Raw genomic sequence first — 20,029 nt, 5'->3', positions numbered from 1 at the left:
CTGTTAAGATTCTCGTAATTTTACATTTTTTAACCAATAAAATATGAGAGATACATTACTGAGAATCTTTAGACGACAGGATATATTTCTGTTTTATGGCAAAAATATGATGTGAATTAAAAACTAACACAGCAATAAAAATAATACCGTATGCTATAATTTGTATAATGCCAAATGGTTCTTTATAAAAAAACATGGCCAGTAAAAAAGCAATCATCGGATTGATGTTTAAAAGCATCCCAACGGTTGAAGAATTTATTCCTGAAAGTGCATATAAATTAAGAAACAATGGGAAAATGGTAAACAAAATGGCGATAGTTTCGATACAGAAATAAAAGCTAAATTCTGTTGGAATTGGTCCGCTGTAGGCTGGGAAAAAAGGCACTAAAAATAAAGCAGCCAAAGTAATATGAAATGTTAGGACTATAAATTTATCAAAACCTTTGTTAACGCGCTGACTTACTAAATATGCGGCATAAGTAAAGCCAATTATGATGCTGAAAAACATATCCATTATATTGGCATAAGACAAAAGAATACAGCCTGAAATACTTAATCCAACTGCAATCCATTGTGTTTTACTTAGTTTTTCGTGCAAAATAAAATACGCCAATAATGTGGTTAAAATTGGACAGACTAAATATGCCAAAGATGTGGCTTTTACGCTGACATGATTCATTACATAAATAAAGGTAAACCAATTGGCCATTAGAAAAACGCTTCCGCCAATATTTAATAAAGCCGATTTTCTCTTTTCAGCTTTTGGCATTGCTTTAAAAACTGCTATGGCTTCTTTAACCTTTTTTCGTCTAAATGTAAAAGAAATCAGGAGCATTAAAATGCTGCAGCTGAAAACACGATAGAATAATATATCCAATGAGGCATAATCATGTATTGGTTTTAAAACCAAACTAAAAAATCCCCAGATTACAAAACAAGTAATGGCCGCTATGTAGTATTTTGTTGTTTTCACGAAATTTTAGTTTGTTTAATTTTCTATGAAACAAATTTCTAAAAAATAAAATAGCAATACAGATACAGTTTTTGTAAATTGCAGCATAACAGTTTATTTTTATGAAGAGTTCAAATTACTTGTATCTGCAGTTTGCAGACGTTATTGAAAAGCAGATAAAATCAGGGCTTTTAAATGTTGGAGACAAACTGCCTTCGATCCGGGAAGTTTGTGCCGAAACGGGTTACAGCATGAGTACGGTAAGCAAAGCGTATTATGAAGTCGAAAGCAGGTCTTTAATCGAATCGCGCCCTCAGTCGGGTTATTATGTGAGTAATATCTCGGCCAGAACAATTCCGGAACCTTCTGCCAGCAGTCCCATATTAAAATGCGAAAACATAGATCGGGAAGATTTAATCGATCAGGTTTACGGTAATATGACCGATAAAAATATTACGATGCTGTCGCTGGGTTTTCCATCAAATGAGCTTCTTCCTATTGCAAAATTAAACAAAGGAATGGTTCAGGCGATGCGCCAGCTGCCAAACAGCGGAACAAGCTATGAAGAAGTACAAGGTAATTTGAATTTAAGAAAAGAAATTGCACGCTGGTCTTTTAGCTGGGGCGGTTCTTTAACAGAGCGGGATATTATAACGATGCCGGGCTGTACAAGCGCCATATCGCATTGTTTAATGACGTTGACAAAACCAGGAGATACTATTATTACCGAAAGTCCTGCTTATTTTGGAATTCTGCAATTGGCTAAATCTTTGGGTTTATATATTATGGAATTGCCTACCAATATGACAACGGGCATAGAATTAGAAGCGCTGAAAAAAGCTCTTGCGACTAAAAAAGTTACACTTTGTTTATTGATGAGTAATTTTAGTAATCCTTCTGGAAGCATGATGCCTGCTGAACACAAAAAAGAAGTGGTAAAATTGATGGAGTTTTACAACATTCCATTAATTGAAGATGATATTCACGGCGATTTGTACTTTGGCGCAAGCCGCCCGACAAATTGCAAGACTTACGACGAAAGCGGTATTGTACTTTGCTGCAGTTCTGTTTCTAAAACACTGGCACCGGGTTATCGCGCCGGCTGGGTTTCACCTGGGAAATTTAAAAAAGAAATCCTTCGTAATAAAATTTACCACACGCTCTCCTCTCCTACAATTACACATGAAGTTGTGGGTGATTTCCTGAAAAACGGACGCTATGAAAATCATCTTAGAAAAATCCGCCAGATACTGAATCGCAATTGTAATAATTATATCAATACAGTTTTAGAATCTTTTCCCGCAGGAACAAAAGTGAGCCAGCCTCAGGGCGGCTTTTTCCTTTGGGTTGAATTAGATAAAAAAATTGATACTGCTGCGTTTTATCATCTGGCTATGAAACATAATATCAGTATCGCGCCCGGAAGGATTTTCTCTTTTCAAAATCAGTTTTCGAATTGTATGCGTTTGAGTTTTGGGCTTCCGTGGAGTAATGAATTGCGGGAATCTATTCGAACTTTGGGGAGATTGGCAGCGAAACAGTTGTAAGGTCATTGCGAGGAACGAAGCAATCTCACTTGCTAAATCAAACTTTGTGTCTTACTGTTAGTGCGGTTGCTTAGTTCCTCGCAATGACAAAACTGTGTGTTTTTAAAAATAAAAAAACTTAGAATAGCATCTTCAATTAATATAGCCCGTGGTTTCAACCACGGGACGCGGAGTATGACATTACATTGTGATTACATTGCGTTCCAGCGGTTGAAACCGCTGGCTATGTTTAAAATGTTTGCGTTTATATTTTTGTCAATTTATTAGTGAGATTGCTTCGTTCCTCGCAATGACAAAAACTCAGAACCTTAGCAACTTAGCCTCTCAGCAACTTCAATAAAAAAAGCTGGACAGCGCTAACCAATACACTGTCCAGCCAACAATTAAAGAAGACCAAAATTAAAGTCTTATAACACAAAATAAGCGTCTTTTTCGACTTTCTTAGGTTCGTCGTCTAAGTGGAATTCTTTCAGAATATCAAATTCGCTTTGATATTCGTTCAGCATTTGCTTGATATTTTTTTCAATAGTGTTTGCAATTGTGGTAACCGGCGTATCGGTTGGTCTGTTTTCAAACGGATCCTGCAAATGAATCGCCATTCTTTCGATCAAAAAGAAAGCTGCTGCAATTGCAGTAATCAACGGAATCGCAAACCAGCTCAATACACTTGTCAGCCCAAAAGGCAGTAACAAAATAAATAAACACAAGGTTAATCTAATGTACATACTGTAGGTTGTTGGGAAAATCGTGTTCTTGATTCTCTCGCATTTACCCATTTCATCGCATAATCTCGATAATGTATTATCGATTTCAACTTGTTGGTACATGTTGATTTTTTTCTCGTTTTTAGCATTCTTAAGATCACGTGCATGAAGCATTAAAATAGCATTAGGAACGTTTTGATGGTTCTTGATGTATCTAATTTCATCTTCGCTCATTAAACCTTTTAAAGGTTTTACGGCATCTTTATTTCGAAGTGCCTGCCCTAAACTATAACACCATGCAATTTGTCTTTTGGCAAAATTCTCTTTGAATTCGCTTGCTTCTACAGAAAAATCGGGGTCTTTATAAAATGTCAAAACCTGACGAATTAAGGTTCTGGAATCGTTTACAACGGCTCCCCAAACAATTCGTGCTTCCCACCAGCGATCGTAGGCCTGATTCGATTTAAAGGCTAATAATAAGGAAATAATGGTTCCAATCATGGTTGGAATCGCAATTGGAATATCTACAGGAAGGGTGACAAAATAGTGATGAAAAATTTCGAACAATACAGTATAAGTAATCACTAAAGCCATTTCTACTTTAATTTTCCCGAGAACGTACTTCATTGGTATTCTTTTCTTTAATAACATATTTTCGGTTTTAATTAAATTAATATTTGTTTAGAAGAATCGGGTTTTATACGGTTTCTTCATATAATGAAAGTACCGGAAGTCCCAGTTTTTCATTAATGTTTTGTTTTTTTACTTTTTTAAATTTGATTTTTTCGCCTTTACGGGTTTCTACCAAAAGGTCAATTTCGTATTTTGAAATGGCTTCGGTTAAATAAGGCGCTGCTGCGTCGTAATTATCATCAACTCTTGAAGTCTGGCTTACAATTTCATAAGAGAAATTTTCATTTAAAAACTGCTGTACATCTTTTACATGAACATTTGCAGCGCTGTTTTCTATATAAAGCGCTTTTGTAAAATCTTCTTTAAAATCGTTTCCTAAATGCAGAATCGGGCATTTTTGATTGGCCGCTAATTGTACTAAATATTGATGAATACGTTTTGTTTCCTGTTTATAAGAATGCGTTAAAACGACTAATTTTACAGCAAAGTGTTCAATAATTCCTCTAAAAATTGGAGACGAAAGTCCGTATTGATTGTGAATTTTAATTTTGCAGTTTTTAGTATGATCAATCATATATCTGCAGGTTTCGAGAACTTCTTCCTGACTTTTGGTAAGTCCGGTTCTCATTTCACGTAAAAAATTAGAGGATGAAAAAGCATCTGGAGTATCAGAAACCATCATTAGAACAATTTCACAGTCTGATTCTTTTGCCTGACTAATAGCTGATTTTACAGCAGAAATTGTATCATCTTTTAAAGTAGTAGGTATTAGGAAATTTTTCATATGTATAATCTTTTAGTTTATACATACAAAATAAGGGGCTGAAAATTAGAAGGGTCTTAATCTAAAATTAGAATTTTCTAAGATTCAACATTAGATTTTTTAATGTTGGTCTTTTTAGGATTTATCTTTTTGAAGATTATCGTTACGATTGTTCCTTTGTTTTGCTCTGACTGCACTTGTATTTCGCCATCGTGCATACGAATGATTTTGGAAGCCAGAGGCAATCCTAAACCGTAGCCAATATATTTGGCTGCAATTTTCCCTCTAAAGAAAGGTTCGTACAAATGTGGAATATCTTCTGGCGGAATACCGATTCCGATATCGTTAATCGAAATTTTTATCGCATCCTGATTGGCAGAAAGCGTTACAAATACTTCATTATTATCAGAATACTTTACGCCATTGGTAATAATATTATTGATCGCTAATTCTAAAAGCGGTTTATTACACGGAATTAAAAGCAGATTAGAATCTTTTGGGGCAAAATTCATTTTAATGCTGACACGATTATCAGGATAAATTTTATCTAAATCTGATTTTACGTCTAACAACAATTCATCAATTCTGGCAATATCTAAAACTTGTTTGTTTCCGTCGTAACCCGTTTGTGTCAACTTTAATAAACTCTCGGTCAGGTTTCCTAATCTTGAAGCCTGACTGTAAATGTTTTGCAATGATTCAACATATTCTGAAACTTCACGCTCTTTTAGCAGCATAATTTCAGATTCGGCAATTATGGTTGTAATTGGCGTTTTTAATTCGTGTGAAGCATTATTAATGAAGTTGGCCTGAATTTCAAATGAAGTTTCAAGCCTGTCTAACATATCGTTAAACGTTTCTGTCAAATCTGAAATTTCATCAGAGTTTTTCACTTCCGGAAGTCGGTTATGAAGATTTGATGCACTGATTCTGTTTACTTCTTTGGTGATTCTTGCAACAGGATTTATGACTCGTTTTGCCAGAAAACGACCTAAAAAGAATGCGAGAAGTATAAAACCTATCCCTCCAAAAAGTAATATTTTTATAATATATATAGACGTAGTTTTTCCGCGTCGGTCACGCGCGCCTACAATTACAATATATTTTTGATGACTTTCAGTAAAAACCTGTCCGAGATAATATTTGCTGTTAACTTCAAAATAATCTTTTCCTGTTGACAGAATATTAGAATAAAACTTATTTGGAAGGTTTAGATTTGTGTTGTAATCAAAACTATTGGCGCTGTTTATTTTAAGAACATATTCTTCTTCTTCAATAAGTTCTTCCAGTCCGTTTTTCTTTAAATTACTATAGTATTTGCTTTTTTCAGGATCGTGCTGAAAGTGTATTGATGCTACAATTTTGGCACGGTCTTCTAACCTTTTCAAAAAATGGTAACGGTTATTTTCTCTAAATAAAACAAATACTATTATACTCAATAGCAATGTACTAAAGGTAGAAAGTGCTACATAAGTAAAAGTAATTTTTTTTCTGATATCCATTCTATGGCTTTATAACATAACCTAAACCTTTCATGGTATGAATAAGTTTGGTTTTAAAAGGTTTATCTACTTTTTTTCTTAAATACGTAATATACACATCGACAACATTGGTGTTCATATCAAAATTAATATCCCAAACGTTATCTAAAATCTGATCGCGGGAAACGATTCTTCCGGCATTTTTTCCCAGATAATACAGTAATTTAAACTCTTTCGCGGTTAAAATTATCGATTCTCCTTCTCTTTTCACTGTTTTGGCACGTCCGTTTATTTCTAAATCGCCAATCGTAATCACGTCAATTTTATCTGTTTCCTGATGCGCCCTTCGATTTAAAGCATTTACTCTTGCATCGAGTTCTCCAAATTTAAAAGGTTTTACCAAATAATCATCGGCACCCGAATTAAGTCCGGTTACAATGTTTTCTGAAGTTCCCAGAGCGGTTAAAAGTAAAATAGGAACAAAATTTTTACTGGCACGAAGTCTGCGGCAAATCTCGATTCCGTTAATATCCGGTAACATAACGTCTAAAACGACAACATCAAAGTTATAATTGTAGATCATTTCGAGGGCAGTTTTACCGTCCATAGCCACACTTACTTCGTTGTTATTTTCGGCAAATCCTTTCCGTAAAATCGATAAAAGATTTGGTTCGTCTTCGACTATTAGTAACTTCATATTAATTTGTATATACAACAAAAATAAGGATTGACTTCAAAAATATTATTCATAATAGTTGTAAATTATGATTTAATTATGAACAACGGCTTTAAAAAGCATAAAAAAAGCAGCTTTATCTAGCTGCTAATTCTTACTTATAAATTTATACACGTTGAACTTAATTAATTAAACACATAGAAACATAGATTTTGTTATTGATCAAAGGCGTTTCACTTGCATTAACAAACATAGCTATGTGTAAATGATATATCATTTATTTTAATCTTTATTCAATTAATACATAAATCTACGTTTCTATGTGTTAAATATTATTCTTTCTAATTTTTAAAATTAAAACTCAATACTGCTCCAAGTCCAAATTGAAAAGTCGAAATATAATCATCAACTGCAACCGGACCATACCAATATGTCCAATAATAACTCTCACCAACTGCTGCCGACATCGATTGTAAATAAGCGTTAATATTTACAGAAACGGTTGAAGCTGTTTTAATTTTTACACCTCCCTTTACATCCCAGGCAAAATAAGTTCCGCTTCCTCCCTGAGGTGTTTCTAAAATACTAACTCCAGCTCCTGCACCTAAATAAGGCAATAAATTTGATCCTGTATCAAAATAATGGGTGAAATCTGCGAGAATAAAATTGAAGGCACCTTTATCGTTTCCGGCATTAACCTGATTTCCTAAAGGGCCATAAAAAGGTATTTTCACATCTGATCTTAAATACTTTAACTCAACTGAGTTATTTGTCGAAAAGAAATATTCAAATCCTGCTCCATATTGAAATCCATCTTCAATTGTTGCAGAATAACCGTCGTAATCCAGCTCATCTGAAAAATTATAACCGCCATACAAATTAAGCGAAAAAGACCTTGCATCCTGAGCCTGCATTCCTATCGCCGACAGGAATACAGCTAATAATAAACTGTACTGTTTCATAAATTATGTGTTTGAAAGTTAAATGGTTAGCCAAATTTAATATTTTTTATTGTAATTTCTTACATTTTTAAATATAAATTTCACACAATCAAACACTTAACAAATAAAGCTATTAAAAAGTTTCTCCAGCATTTAAGTAAAATCCCTTCGAATTATTTCCCCACGCATTATCGACAATCAAATTGGTACGTGTTTTTTTGTCTATTAATATTCTAAGGCCAACACCAACCGTTGGCTGGATTGCATGAAAAAGTGATACATCATTGTCTTTATTACTAGCGGTTACAAAATTGGTAAAAGCTACTCCGCTAAACATTTGATTACAGGTTATGGGAAACCGAAATTCTGTTGAAAGATAGACTAAACCATTTCCTCTAAATAATCCTTGTGTGTAACCTTCTCCACTCCTGCTGCGCTGATCCCAGCCAATTGCGGGCAGATTTAAATACGGAACATCGCCTCTTGTAACAAATTGTCCGTAAGCCCAGATTCCGAGAATATAACGCGGATTTTTCTGCGAAAGCGGAATAAAATTTCGATATTCGGCATACAAAACATTGCTGTATTTTTGATTATCAAAAAATACGGGATTAAAACGATAATTAATATTTGCAAACCAGCCTCTGGAAGAATTCACCTGATTATCTCTAGAATCGTAAACCATATTAAAACTTACTCCGGTTAGAAAATATTCTAAATTATCAAAACCGTGTTCCTGATTGTAATTATAATGATAGGTTAGATTTCCGTTTTCAACATCTAATTCTTTGTCTTTTATATTGGTGTACCAATCGATATTGATTCCTGCGCCTACGTAAAAATTCTTTTTTACTTCGAAAGAAGCGGTTTGATGAAATTTGAAATAATTATAATCCATTTCCTGTGCCAAAGAATCGATACTAAAACCAGGTTCCTGATCCCGATGCGGTGGAATTATATCTGTTCCGAGTCCATAGTTTGGTTGCGAAAATATGTAAAGCCTGTAATCGCCGCTTAAAAAGATTCGGTTATTTTTTAGCAGAATATTGTTTTTAACATTTATAAGCCATTGCTTTTTTACGGTATAGGTTATACCCAAATTAGCGACTGAATATTTATCTGATTCTTGTTTTCCTTTGAAAGTATACTGCGCAACGGCGCCAAAAAAGAATCCTGTTGCGGGCTGTGAACCAATTGCGGGAATTACTAGGAAAAAATTGTTTTTTGTGGGCTTTACAACTAAAGTAGAATCGGGTTTTTTAAAGATTTCTAAAATAGTTTTGGGTGGACATATTTCTTTTTTTTGAGAATCTGTTTCCGTTTGAGCTGTTAGAAATAAAGGAAATACAAAAAGCAGAACTGCGATTTTAATTTTATGCTGAAAACTTATTTTTCTTAAGAATTTCATTCGGCAAAAATTTTAATTTCTATTTAAAAAATCAAACCTCTTGTAAATATAACTCTTATTTTCAATATTTTACAGAACAAAACATTCAGAATATATCTTTCAATAAAATCTTATTCTGCAATTTTTTAAACTTTTACAATCAAAACTACTTTACGGTTGAAATTAATTTTGCAAAATGTTTTAAGAAACTTAAACCTTTCTTTTAAAAACACTTACAAATAAAATAGATACCATAATGAAAAATACTTTTGAATTTAAACTTCCCAATTTTCCAACTGATCATTTTGAATTTGAAAATAATATTTTCTCAGGAAAATCAACCTTAAAACAAAATGGAGTTATTGTAGAGCAAAGTAAAGAAAGAGGAAAACCTTTTTTAATAAAAAGGGTGAATGACGAAATTGTAGAAGCTTTTCCTAAAATGAACATTCCGGATATCTCTGCGCAGGTTTTAAGCATAGACGGAAAAAGATGTGTTATGGCAGCGCAATTAAAATGGTATGAATATATAATTGGTGCACTGTCTTTTATTTCCTTTTTTAGTGTTGGAGGAATTGGCATTATTGTGGGGAGCACCGCAACTATTATTAATTATAATTTCTTCAGACAAAATACTTCACCAAAATATAAATATCTTAAAGTTTTTGGAGTAAACGTAATTTGTTTGGCTTTATATTTAATCGCAGTAAGCCTGAAAATGAATCAATAAATAGTCGAGAAATTTAAAGTTTTTTTTAAATAAGCCGTCAATAATATTGAAGGCTTGTTATTATAATTTTTATAGTAATTTTACTTTGTGATAAATTTTGGATGGATTAAATTTTGTAAAGAATAGATTTCATCCCACTTTTCCTGTGTAATCAGCTTTCTTTCTAAAACGGCAATTTGATGTACGCTTTTGTCTGTTTTTAAAGCTTCGCCCGCAATACTCGCGCTTTCTTCATAACCAATAATTGGGTTTAACTGCGTCACAATTCCTATACTGTTCATGACCATATTATAACAGTGATCCACATTTGCCGTGATTCCTTTAATACATTTGTCAATTAAAGTTTGAATGGCATTTGAAAGATAATCTAAAGAGGTAAACATCGCAAAAGCAATTACAGGTTCCATTACATTCAATTGTAATTGTCCTGCTTCTGCCGCCATTGTAACCGTTAAATCCTGACCAATTACATAAAAACAAGTCTGGTTTACGACTTCTGGAATTACTGGGTTTACTTTCCCCGGCATAATTGATGAACCTGGCTGACGTGCGGGTAAATTGATTTCGTTTAAACCTGTTCTTGGTCCTGAACTCAACAATCGTAAGTCGTTGCAGATTTTAGAAATCTTAACGGCAGAACGTTTTAAAGTTCCCATAATCTGAACATACGCTCCGGTATCAACTGTTGCTTCGATTAAATCTGGTGAAAGTGTCAACGGAATTCCAACTTCTTTGGCTAAATAAGCCACACAAATTTCAGGATAACCTTCCGGAGCGTTTACTTTTGTTCCAATGGCGGTTGCGCCCATATTGATTTCCAGCAATAATTCCTGAGCATTTTTTAAACGTTGAATATCTTCGCCAATTGTTGTTGCATAGGCTTTAAATTCTTGTCCTAAAGTCATTGGAACAGCGTCTTGTAATTGTGTTCTTCCCATTTTTAAAACTTCTTTGAACTCCTCTCCTTTTTTGGCAAAAGCAACTTCTAAGCCCGAAAGTGTTTTAATAAAGCTGTCCATTTTTAAATATAACGCAATTCTAAATGCCGATGGATAAGCATCGTTTGTAGATTGTGAACAGTTTACATGATTATTTGGGTGCAGAAAGTTGTATTCGCCTTTTTTGTGTCCCAGATATTCAAGACCAATATTCGCAATTACTTCATTGGCATTCATGTTTACAGAAGTTCCCGCGCCGCCCTGAATTAAATCGCTTACAAATTCGTCATTAAATTTTCCGGCAATAACCTGATCACTTCCGTAGCAAATGGCTTCAGCAATTTTTGGATCGATCGCATTACAGTCTTTATTGGCAAGAGCTGCGGCTTTTTTCACATAACCTAAAGCTTTGATAAACAAAGGTTCTTTTGAAATGGGAATACCGGTAATATTGAAGTTTTCTACCGCTCTAAAAGTTTGGATTCCGTAGTACAGATGATTCGGAATTTCTAATTCACCTAAAAAATCATGCTCCTTTCTTGTTGATTCCATATAATTAAAATTGATGTTTTTTAACTTAAAAAATAAGCGTAAAGCTACATCAAATTCTAAATTTTGTTCACAACTTTTACTTAATATTTTGGCTTAAATTAGTACCTTTTCAGCCTCAAAAATTTAAAATAAACTTGAAAAAAGAAAGCGAATATTTTCTTGATAAAGAATATAATACGGTTATTTATGCCAAAGACGATCTTAACTTTAAAGATTTCGAATGCTGCGTTTTTAATAATTGTAATTTTTCTGCCTGTACTTTTTTAGCGGTTACTTTTATAGATTGTGTTTTTAACGACTGCATTTTTACCGAAGCAAAGATTAATTATGTTGCTTTTAGAACCGTTACTTTTAATGGATGTGAAATTAAAGAAGTGAATTTCGCCATGTGCGATAAACTGATTTTTGAAGTTCGTTTTAATGATTGTATTCTGGACTTTTCAAAGTTTTATACTTTAAAATTGAAAGGAACTCCGTTTACCAATTGCAGCTTAATTGCGGTTGATTTTATGGCCGCCGATCTAACGGGCGTTTTATTTGACAACTGTGATTTATACCGTTCTGAATTTGACAAAGCCATCGCCAACAAAACCGATTTTAAAACGAGTTATAATTATTCTATCGATCCTTCTAAAACTAAACTTAAAAAGGCTGTTTTTGCTTTGAAAGAATTGAAAGGGTTATTGTTTAAGCATGATGTGATTGTGAGTTAAAGAAAAAAGCCAATATAAAATTGGCTTTGATTATTAATATATATCATTGGAGATTACTTGACGATAGTACCTACCTTAATTTTATACTTTCAGCGATTTTTTTATACTCATTAAAATAAGTATATTTTTTTGATATGTCGGTTCCTAAAAATTGAATTATACCTTTTGGTGTTTGTTTTATATATTGATACATTTTTAGTTCTTTTCCTTCAAAAATTCCAGACATTTCTACTTTTATAATCTCATCTGCGCCCTCTTTATATTTTTCTTCGGAGATCACTTTTATCTTAACATTTTTCTCTTTATAAATATTATTTCCATATTTATATATCAATTTATCACTGTAAGTTTTTAAATCAAATCCATTAAGATTATTAGGTAAAACTCCAATTAAAAAATTATTTATGTAGATTCCATTACCAACCAATTGTTCTTTACCAATAGTATATATACCAAAACTATTCATGACATTTAATAATTCAAATTCTGATTTTTTTAAATCTACATAATAAAATAAATTATCATTAATATTTACTTTTATATTCTCATCATAATATGTACTTAAAACTAAATCTGTTATTTCCTTCCTTTCTTTTTCATCATTTGAAAAAACTCCCATAACTAAAACTGAAAAAGAAGTATCTCCAAAGGCAAGAATAATTTGCTCTGAATCCTTACCTTGAGGAGCAAGAGCAAAATAAGCATCATAAAATCCTAATTTTAATTCTTTCTTTATTCTTATTCTTCCGCCTTGCTTTTCTAGCTCATCAATTTTATTACTTATTTTGGTAACAGATTTATGATAGTCTTGGTTTGGAATTTCAATAACTTGAAAATAATTTTTTGAATCTTTTTGAAACCTTTTTAGTTCATTATAATATACATAATCTTTAGATTCATTTATTAATATTTTTGTGCCCTTTACAATTACTTTATTTTCAATATTCGAAATTTTAATTTGATCGGGAATATTTATTGATTGTCCCTTTAAGTTAAAACTGAACACTGAAAATATAAAAAAAAATATTGTGATGTGCTTCATACGCTATTGTTGTTGTCATTATTCAAAAACATAAAAGTAAAAACATCTTTAAAAGGACAAAAACTATTTTTAAATATTTTTCCCCATCACATAATCCTCCATTAAATACCCATTTCCAATTTCTATATCGACTGTTTCTTTGATTTCAAAACCTAGTTTTTTATAGAAATTTAATGCGGTATTAAAACGGTTCACATTTAATAAAAGTGCTGCCGAATTATTTTCTAAAGCTAATTTTTCAATTGATTCAAAAACTATTTTCCCGTAACCTTTCCCCTGTGTTTCCGGCAGAAGATAGATTTTATGGATTTTAGTCAGAGCTTCATTTTTATAATTATGTTCAATTCCGATAAATCCAATTGTAGATTCTGAATCTGAAATTAGATAAAATAATTGTTCTTTATTCTCGATTTGCTTAGCTAAAGCTTCCTCAGAATAAAATAAATCTAACATATAATCTAACTGTTCTTTAGTCAAAATTTCACCGTAAGTAATTGGCCAGGTAATATTAGTGATTTCCTGAATTGTTTTGATATCACTTAAACCTGCTTCTGAAATGGTAATCATATTATATTCTAAAATATTTTAATTTGTAAAAACCTGATTTTCTTGTTCGCTTACGCGGATGAAAGTTGTTCGTTTCGTAAGTTCTTTTAATTTTGATGCACCAACATACGTACAAGTGCTTCGCAATCCGCCCAGAATATCTAAAACTGTAGCGATAACATTTCCTTTAAACGGAACTTTTACTGTTTTTCCTTCGCTTGCTCTGTATTCTGCAACGCCTCCAACATGTTTTTCCATTGCGGTTGCCGAACTCATTCCGTAGAATTGTTTAAATTTTTCGCCGTTTATTTCGATTAGTTCTCCTCCGCTTTCGGTATGTCCGGCAAGCATTCCGCCTAACATCACAAAATCTGAACCTGCGCCGAAAGCTTTTGCAACATCTCCCGGAGTTGAACAGCCGCCATCACTTATAATATGACCGCCTAAACCGTGCGCAGCGTCGGCGCATTCGATAATGGCAGAAAGCTGCGGATAACCAACACCTGTTTTTACACGCGTTGTGCATACAGAACCCGGTCCAATTCCAACTTTTACGATATCGGCGCCAGCTAAAAGTAATTCTTCGACCATTTCGCCTGTAACTACATTTCCGGCAATAATTACTTTATCGGGATATTGTTTTCGGGTTTGTTTTAAAAACTGAACAAAGTGTTCTGAATAACCGTTTGCAACATCAATACAAATAAATCTCAATAACGGATTTGCTGTTATGACTTTTCCAATTTTATCAAAATCTTCTTTCCCGGTTCCGGTGCTTATGGCTATATAATTGTAAAAATCCGGCGTTACATTTTTCAAAAAGTTATTCCATTCTTCTAAAGTATAATGTTTATGAATAGCGGTAAAAAGCTTTTCTTTTGCCAAAACCTGAGCCATTTCAAAAGTACCGACTGTATCCATATTAGCGGCCATTATCGGAATTCCTGTCCAATCTGAAGTGCTGTGTAAAAACTTAAAATTTCGTTCTAATGAAACTTCAGATCTGCTTTTGAGCGTTGATCTTTTTGGACGAATCATTACGTCTTTAAATCCTAATTTCAGATCGGTCTCTATTCTCATGGCTTTGAATTTTGGGTTACTTTCAAAGATAGGAATTTTTAGATTGCAGATTTTAGAATTTAGATTTTAGATTGCTAAACTTTGCGCTTAATTGGCACACGGATGATACGGATTCGCTTTCGCGAAAGCGCGGATTTGACGCGGATTTTTTAATTTGGTTTTGTTTCAGGTTTCAGGTTTCAGGTTTCAGGTTTCAGGTTTCAGGTTTCAGGTTTCAGGTTTCTCATTGGAACGCGTTTCGACTTCGCTCAACGTGACAACCGTAAAAACTGAAAACTGTGACTGCGACTGATCTGAATACTAAAAAAACTGAACACTGAACACTAAAAACTATCCATGAATTGTTTCGTTTTTCCCGTAATTTTTAATAATCGATTCTTCGAACTCCAGCCATTCTCTCCAGCGTTTTTCAACATCGATTCCGGTTCCGTATTTTCTTGCGTAAGTGATGAATGTGGTGTAATGTCCGGCTTCGCTTTCCATTAATTCTCTGTAAAAAACCGCTAATTCTTCATCCTGAATATTTTCAGATAAAACTTTGAAACGTTCGCAGCTTCTGGCTTCGATCATTGCAGAAAATAATAATCTTTCTACAAGACCAGAAACACGGCTTCCGTCGCCGCTTTTTTTCATGTATTGGTACAGTTCGTTTACGTATTCGTCTTTACGTTCGCGCCCTAGTTTTAATCCTCTTTTGATAATGATATTATGAACCTGCTCAAAATGATCTATTTCTTCTTTGGCTAAAGCCAATAAATCTTTTACCAAATCCTGATGTTCCGAGTTATTGGTAATAATTGTAATCGCGTTTGTTGCTGCTTTTTGCTCGCACCAAGCGTGATCTGTTAAGATTTCTTCTATGTTTTTCTCAACAATATTTACCCATCTTGGATCGGTTGGCAGTTGTAATCTTAATACGCCCATTTGTCTTTGTTTTTTTTGTTTTATGTTTCAGGTTTCAGGTTCTTTTAGGAACGAAAAAAGTTTAAAGTCTTAAACTGTCTTTTGAACAGCATAAAACTTTAAACTTGAAACTTTAAACTTGAAACTATTTTTTAGTAAGCAAAAATCGGTCTTTCGCTCATTAATTCGTTTACTTGTTCAGCAACTTCTTCGATAACGTCTTCATTTGTATGATCAGTAAGTACTTTATCGATTAAAGCTACGATAGTTTCCATATCTTTTTCAACTAAACCACGAGTTGTGATTGCAGCTGTTCCAACACGAATTCCTGACGTAATAAATGGTGATTTATCGTCAAATGGAACCATGTTTTTATTTACTGTAATTTCTGCTTTTACTAATGCGTTTTCAGCTTCTTTTCCAGAAATGTTTTTATTTCTTAAATCGATAAGCATCATGTGATTATCAGTTCCACCAGAGATAATATTGTAACCTCTTTTTACGAAAGCATCTGCCATTGCGTTTGCATTTTTTTGTAATTGCATTGCATAAGAGAAGAATTCATCTTTTAATGCTTCACCAAAAGCAACAGCTTTAGCAGCGATAATGTGCATTAAAGGTCCACCTTGGTTTCCAGGAAAAACAGCTAAGTCTAATAATGAAGACATCATTCTGATTTCTCCTTTTGGAGTTTTTAATCCTTGTGGGTTTTCGAAATCTTTTCCCATTAAGATCAAACCTCCACGAGGTCCGCGTAATGTTTTGTGAGTCGTTGTAGAAACGATATGACAATGTGGAATTGGGTCATTTAATAATCCTTTTGCAATAAGACCAGCTGGGTGAGAAATATCAGCAAATAAAATTGCTCCTACGCTGTCAGCGATTTGTCTGAAACGAGCAAAATCCATATCACGAGAATAAGCCGAAGCTCCTGCGATGATTAATTTTGGTTGTTCTTTAGTTGCAATTTCCTGAATTTTATCATAATCTAAACGACCAGTTTCAGCATCTACTCCGTAAAAAACGGGACGGTATAAACGTCCTGAAAAGTTTACAGGAGAACCGTGTGTTAAGTGACCACCGTGAGATAAATCGAAACCTAAAATAGTATCACCAGGATTTAAACATGCGTGATAAACAGCAGTATTTGCCTGAGAACCTGAGTGAGGCTGTACGTTTGCGTATTCAGCACCAAATAATTCTTTAGCTCTGTCAATAGCAATTTGCTCGATAACGTCAACTACTTCGCAACCGCCGTAGTATCTTTTGCCAGGATACCCCTCAGCATATTTGTTAGTTAAAACAGACCCGGCTGCTTCCATTACCTGATCACTTACAAAATTTTCTGAAGCAATTAGTTCTAATCCGTGAATTTGTCTATCTTTTTCTTCTAGAATAAGATCAAAAATTTGTTCGTCGCGTTGCATTTCTTCGTTTTTCGTTAATTTCCTGCAAAAATACAAAAAAACGTTTGTGATACTGTTAGATTATGATATATTTGACATGTAATTTTTCAACAAATAATTAACATTCAACATGCCAATAACCGCCAACGATACCAAAAGAAAATCATGGTTAGAAGTACCTGAAAATAGCGACTTCCCTATTCAAAATATCCCTTTCGGTGTATTTCTTACCAAAGAAAATGTCGTTACAGTAGGAACTAGAATTGGCGATTACGCTATAGATTTAGGGGCTTTACAACAATTAAACTATTTTGAAGGAATAGATTTAACCGATGATATGTTTATGCAGGACACGCTTAATGATTTTATTTCTGATGGAAAAAAAACATGGCGTTTGGTGCGAAATCGTATCGCTGATATTTTCGACGAAACCAATCCACAGCTAAGAGATTCAACAAAAGACCGCGATATTGTTATTTTTAATATCGACGATGTCGAGATGCAATTGCCTGTATTAATTGGTGATTATACTGATTTTTATTCAAGCAAAGAACACGCTACAAACGTAGGTAAAATGTTCCGCGATCCAGAGAATGCTCTTCTGCCAAACTGGTTGCATATTCCGGTTGGATATCACGGAAGAAGTTCGACAATTGTTCCATCTGGAATTCCGGTTCACAGACCAATGGGGCAAACAATGCCTGCAGGCGGAGATTATCCAGTTTTTGGCCCGTCTCGTTTAGTAGATTTTGAACTTGAAACTGCTTTTATTACTACTGATGTGAATATTATGGGAGAAAATATCCCAACATATGAAGCAGAAGATTATATTTTCGGAATGGTTTTATTGAATGACTGGAGCGCGCGCGATATCCAAAAATGGGAATATGTGCCTCTAGGACCATTCTTAGCAAAAAACTTTGCAACATCAATTTCTCCATGGATTGTTACTATGGATGCTTTGGAGCCTTTTAGAACAAAAGGGCCTAAACAAGATCCATCGCCGCTTCCATATTTACAGACAAAAGGGAAAAAAGCTTTTGATATTCATTTAGAGGTTTCAATTAAGCCAGAAGAAGCTGAAGAAACTGTGGTTTCAAAATCTAATTTTAAATATTTATACTGGTCAATGAGTCAGCAACTAGCGCATCATACTTCAAACGGATGCCGCGTAAATTCTGGTGATATGATGGGATCTGGAACTATTTCGGGACCAACTCCTGATAGTTTTGGTTCTATGCTGGAATTGACTTGGGGCGGGAAAAATCCGCTTACTTTAAAAGATGGAAGTGAACGTAAATTCATTGAAGATAATGATACTGTAATCATTAGAGGTTTCTGTGAAAATGCAGAAGTTCGAATTGGTTTTGGAGAAGTTGCGAGTCAGCTTTTACCTCCATTTATCAGACAATGAAGAGCAGATAAATCATCTGAAGATATATAGAAAATTAAAAACCTTGGTTATCGCCAAGGTTTTTTTTGTTTTTTTTGCCACAATTAAAAAGATTAAAATGATTTTCTTATCTGAATGTTTTTAATCTCGCAAAGGCGCGAAGGCGCAAAGTTTTTTTTAGTTGCCTCCAGTTTTAACTGGAGATATTTATATTTTGCAAGAAAAAGGCTTTAGCCAAAAAACGAGTTTGGCTAAAGCCTTTAATGGTGACTTTATTTTTCCTCCAGTTAAAACTGGAGGCTATTTAATAAATTATAAAAACTTTGCGCCTTCGCGACTTTGCGAGATTAAATCTGTATACAATACTTTGACGAAAATCTTAGCGGGGCTTCGTCTTCGCTCAGCCTGACAACCGTATAAAAAATTGCGCCTTTGTCTTCGTAGCAAAAAAATTATGCTGGAATCTGCTGGCTTAAGCAATGCAGTGTCCCGAATCCCCAGATAAAATCAATACAGCTTATTCCGATTACTTCTCTATCAGGGAAACATTCTGATAATATATTTAATGCAACACGATCGTTGCTGTCATTAAATGTTGGCACTAAAACACAATTATTCAAAATTAAGAAATTAGCATAACTTGCTGGCAATCTTAAATCTTCAAAATCTACACGTTTTGGCATTGGTAATGCTACAATAACCGGAGATCTTCCGTTTTCTAGTTTTGCGTTTTGTAAACGTTTCAAATTATCTTGTAAAGGTTTATAATTTGAATCGTTTTTATCAGTTTCCACAATAGTTACGATTGTATCTTCATTAACGAATCGGCATAAATCGTCGATGTGTCCGTGTGTATCATCACCTTCTATTCCATCTCCAAGCCAGATAACATTGGTAACTCCAAGATATTCTTTAAAAACAGCTTCGTAATCTTCTTTTGTAAAACCTTGATTTCTAACCTGAATTGTTGGATGCATTAAACATTCTTCAGAAGTCAATAAAGTTCCTTTTCCGTTTACATCAATTGCACCGCCTTCAACGATTACAGGTTTTCCTTTATATGTAACCTGAGTTAACGGCACATCAATAAAATCAGCAACTTTGCCTGGAACAAATTTATCCAATTGATAGTTTTTATATTTTGCCCAGCCATTGAAGTTGAAATTCAAAGCTTCTCTTTTTGAACCATTTTTTACAATAATCGGTCCGGAATCACGCATCCAGCTTCTGTTGGTTTTATGGATTATATAGGAAACATTTTTGATATTAACACGAGCTCTTTCAAGCATTTCGGCTACTTTTTCTTTTAGCTTTTCATCGGCTACGACCAAAAAAACAGTTTCAAAAGTGGCTACTTTTTTAATAAATTCTACAAAAGCCCATTGAACTGCTTCATATTTTCCCGGCCAGTCGTTACCGTTATGCGGAAAACATAATACAATTCCTTGTTGTTTTTCCCACTCTGCTGGAAATCTTCTATTATTTGCTGCCATAAAAAAGTTCTAATTTTTAAAAGTGTACAAAGATAAGCATTCGTTAGGATTTTAAAACATCTGAATAAAAATCATGTATTATTTCACAAAGAATATCTTCCAAAAATTAAGTTAAAGATTAAATAATTAAGGCTTAATATTCGAGCGGG

The 20,029-nt window shown here is 33.7% G+C and carries 18 protein-coding genes; 4 read left to right on the top strand and 14 right to left on the bottom strand.

Going from position 1 to position 20,029, the window contains the following annotated elements:
* Positions 1-55 precede the first annotated feature (55 nt).
* Positions 56-973 (bottom strand): EamA family transporter, encoded by a 918-nt coding sequence (locus APR43_RS12100; protein ID WP_053472208.1) that lies wholly within the window; start codon positions 971-973, stop codon positions 56-58.
* A 101-nt stretch (positions 974-1,074) separates the two neighbouring features.
* On the opposite strand from APR43_RS12100, the gene APR43_RS12095 reads away from it, so the two are divergent.
* Positions 1,075-2,499: a PLP-dependent aminotransferase family protein gene (locus tag APR43_RS12095; RefSeq protein ID WP_053472207.1), complete on the top strand. Its 1,425-nt coding sequence runs from the start codon at positions 1,075-1,077 to the stop codon at positions 2,497-2,499.
* Positions 2,500-2,906: 407 nt separating this feature from the next.
* Here the strand turns inward: APR43_RS12095 and APR43_RS12090 are convergent, their stop codons facing one another.
* The 6 genes from APR43_RS12090 to APR43_RS12065 form a co-directional block, all read right to left on the bottom strand.
* Complete coding sequence (locus APR43_RS12090) at positions 2,907-3,854, bottom strand: bestrophin family protein (protein WP_053472206.1); 948 nt, start codon at positions 3,852-3,854, stop codon at positions 2,907-2,909.
* A gap of 46 nt (positions 3,855-3,900) precedes the next feature.
* Positions 3,901-4,620 carry a universal stress protein gene (locus APR43_RS12085; protein WP_053472205.1) on the bottom strand — a complete coding sequence of 240 codons (720 nt, stop codon included), beginning with the start codon at positions 4,618-4,620 and terminating at the stop codon, positions 3,901-3,903.
* Positions 4,621-4,697: 77 nt separating this feature from the next.
* A complete protein-coding gene (locus APR43_RS12080) occupies positions 4,698-6,101 on the bottom strand; it encodes a sensor histidine kinase (protein WP_053472204.1) in 1,404 nt (467 codons plus the stop codon).
* A gap of 1 nt (position 6,102) precedes the next feature.
* Positions 6,103-6,777, bottom strand: a complete 675-nt coding sequence (locus tag APR43_RS12075) for a response regulator transcription factor (protein ID WP_053472203.1) — start codon at positions 6,775-6,777, stop codon at positions 6,103-6,105.
* 320 nt (positions 6,778-7,097) lie between these two features.
* Positions 7,098-7,718, bottom strand: a complete 621-nt coding sequence (locus APR43_RS12070; protein WP_053472202.1) for an outer membrane beta-barrel protein — start codon at positions 7,716-7,718, stop codon at positions 7,098-7,100.
* 112 nt (positions 7,719-7,830) lie between these two features.
* Positions 7,831-9,105, bottom strand: coding sequence for a BamA/TamA family outer membrane protein (locus tag APR43_RS12065; RefSeq protein WP_053472201.1), 1,275 nt, complete (start codon positions 9,103-9,105; stop codon positions 7,831-7,833).
* A gap of 235 nt (positions 9,106-9,340) precedes the next feature.
* Between APR43_RS12065 and APR43_RS12060 the strand changes: the two genes are divergently transcribed.
* The gene (locus tag APR43_RS12060; protein WP_053472200.1) at positions 9,341-9,814 is read left to right on the top strand and encodes a hypothetical protein; all 474 of its coding nucleotides are present in this window, start codon (positions 9,341-9,343) and stop codon (positions 9,812-9,814) included.
* An 80-nt stretch (positions 9,815-9,894) separates the two neighbouring features.
* Here APR43_RS12060 and aspA read toward each other — a convergent pair whose 3' ends face one another.
* Positions 9,895-11,304: an aspartate ammonia-lyase gene (aspA, locus tag APR43_RS12055; RefSeq protein ID WP_053472199.1), complete on the bottom strand. Its 1,410-nt coding sequence runs from the start codon at positions 11,302-11,304 to the stop codon at positions 9,895-9,897.
* A 134-nt stretch (positions 11,305-11,438) separates the two neighbouring features.
* Here aspA and APR43_RS12050 point away from each other — a divergent pair, with 134 nt between their 5' ends.
* The gene (locus APR43_RS12050) at positions 11,439-12,017 is read left to right on the top strand and encodes a pentapeptide repeat-containing protein (protein WP_053472198.1); all 579 of its coding nucleotides are present in this window, start codon (positions 11,439-11,441) and stop codon (positions 12,015-12,017) included.
* 70 nt (positions 12,018-12,087) lie between these two features.
* Here the strand turns inward: APR43_RS12050 and APR43_RS12045 are convergent, their stop codons facing one another.
* From APR43_RS12045 to glyA, 5 genes are all read right to left on the bottom strand, one after another.
* Positions 12,088-13,059, bottom strand: coding sequence for a hypothetical protein (locus tag APR43_RS12045; RefSeq protein WP_053472197.1), 972 nt, complete (start codon positions 13,057-13,059; stop codon positions 12,088-12,090).
* A 69-nt stretch (positions 13,060-13,128) separates the two neighbouring features.
* Positions 13,129-13,626 (bottom strand): GNAT family N-acetyltransferase, encoded by a 498-nt coding sequence (locus APR43_RS12040; protein WP_053472196.1) that lies wholly within the window; start codon positions 13,624-13,626, stop codon positions 13,129-13,131.
* Positions 13,627-13,644: 18 nt separating this feature from the next.
* Complete coding sequence (locus tag APR43_RS12035) at positions 13,645-14,685, bottom strand: GMP reductase (protein ID WP_053472195.1); 1,041 nt, start codon at positions 14,683-14,685, stop codon at positions 13,645-13,647.
* Positions 14,686-15,015: 330 nt separating this feature from the next.
* Positions 15,016-15,609, bottom strand: a complete 594-nt coding sequence (locus tag APR43_RS12030; RefSeq protein WP_053472194.1) for a tRNA-(ms[2]io[6]A)-hydroxylase — start codon at positions 15,607-15,609, stop codon at positions 15,016-15,018.
* A 131-nt stretch (positions 15,610-15,740) separates the two neighbouring features.
* Positions 15,741-17,015, bottom strand: coding sequence for a serine hydroxymethyltransferase (glyA, locus tag APR43_RS12025; protein ID WP_053472193.1), 1,275 nt, complete (start codon positions 17,013-17,015; stop codon positions 15,741-15,743).
* 109 nt (positions 17,016-17,124) lie between these two features.
* On the opposite strand from glyA, the gene fahA reads away from it, so the two are divergent.
* Complete coding sequence (gene fahA, locus APR43_RS12020; protein WP_053472192.1) at positions 17,125-18,408, top strand: fumarylacetoacetase; 1,284 nt, start codon at positions 17,125-17,127, stop codon at positions 18,406-18,408.
* A 431-nt stretch (positions 18,409-18,839) separates the two neighbouring features.
* Here the strand turns inward: fahA and APR43_RS12010 are convergent, their stop codons facing one another.
* Positions 18,840-19,880 carry an agmatine/peptidylarginine deiminase gene (locus tag APR43_RS12010; protein WP_053472190.1) on the bottom strand — a complete coding sequence of 347 codons (1,041 nt, stop codon included), beginning with the start codon at positions 19,878-19,880 and terminating at the stop codon, positions 18,840-18,842.
* Positions 19,881-20,029 lie beyond the last annotated feature (149 nt).

It is taken from the genome of Flavobacterium sp. NLM, from assembly GCF_002210235.1.
In the GTDB taxonomy this organism is placed as follows: Bacteria; Bacteroidota; Bacteroidia; order Flavobacteriales; family Flavobacteriaceae; genus Flavobacterium; species Flavobacterium panici.
Note: the sequence above shows the minus strand (reverse complement) of the source record. Positions and strands in the feature narration are given on the sequence as shown.

Excerpts from the sequence above, each read along its gene's own strand:
- APR43_RS12095 (WP_053472207.1), top strand. The coding sequence starts at position 1,075 with ATGAAGAGTTCAAATTACTTGTATCTGCAGTTTGCAGACGTTATTGAA.
- APR43_RS12090 (WP_053472206.1), bottom strand. The coding sequence starts at position 3,854 with ATGTTATTAAAGAAAAGAATACCAATGAAGTACGTTCTCGGGAAAATT.
- APR43_RS12085 (WP_053472205.1), bottom strand. The coding sequence starts at position 4,620 with ATGAAAAATTTCCTAATACCTACTACTTTAAAAGATGATACAATTTCT.
- APR43_RS12080 (WP_053472204.1), bottom strand. The coding sequence starts at position 6,101 with ATGGATATCAGAAAAAAAATTACTTTTACTTATGTAGCACTTTCTACC.
- APR43_RS12075 (WP_053472203.1), bottom strand. The coding sequence starts at position 6,777 with ATGAAGTTACTAATAGTCGAAGACGAACCAAATCTTTTATCGATTTTA.
- APR43_RS12070 (WP_053472202.1), bottom strand. The coding sequence starts at position 7,718 with ATGAAACAGTACAGTTTATTATTAGCTGTATTCCTGTCGGCGATAGGA.
- APR43_RS12065 (WP_053472201.1), bottom strand. The coding sequence starts at position 9,105 with ATGAAATTCTTAAGAAAAATAAGTTTTCAGCATAAAATTAAAATCGCA.
- APR43_RS12060 (WP_053472200.1), top strand. The coding sequence starts at position 9,341 with ATGAAAAATACTTTTGAATTTAAACTTCCCAATTTTCCAACTGATCAT.
- aspA (WP_053472199.1), bottom strand. The coding sequence starts at position 11,304 with ATGGAATCAACAAGAAAGGAGCATGATTTTTTAGGTGAATTAGAAATT.
- APR43_RS12045 (WP_053472197.1), bottom strand. The coding sequence starts at position 13,059 with ATGAAGCACATCACAATATTTTTTTTTATATTTTCAGTGTTCAGTTTT.
- APR43_RS12040 (WP_053472196.1), bottom strand. The coding sequence starts at position 13,626 with ATGATTACCATTTCAGAAGCAGGTTTAAGTGATATCAAAACAATTCAG.
- APR43_RS12035 (WP_053472195.1), bottom strand. The coding sequence starts at position 14,685 with ATGAGAATAGAGACCGATCTGAAATTAGGATTTAAAGACGTAATGATT.
- APR43_RS12030 (WP_053472194.1), bottom strand. The coding sequence starts at position 15,609 with ATGGGCGTATTAAGATTACAACTGCCAACCGATCCAAGATGGGTAAAT.
- glyA (WP_053472193.1), bottom strand. The coding sequence starts at position 17,015 with ATGCAACGCGACGAACAAATTTTTGATCTTATTCTAGAAGAAAAAGAT.
- fahA (WP_053472192.1), top strand. The coding sequence starts at position 17,125 with ATGCCAATAACCGCCAACGATACCAAAAGAAAATCATGGTTAGAAGTA.
- APR43_RS12010 (WP_053472190.1), bottom strand. The coding sequence starts at position 19,880 with ATGGCAGCAAATAATAGAAGATTTCCAGCAGAGTGGGAAAAACAACAA.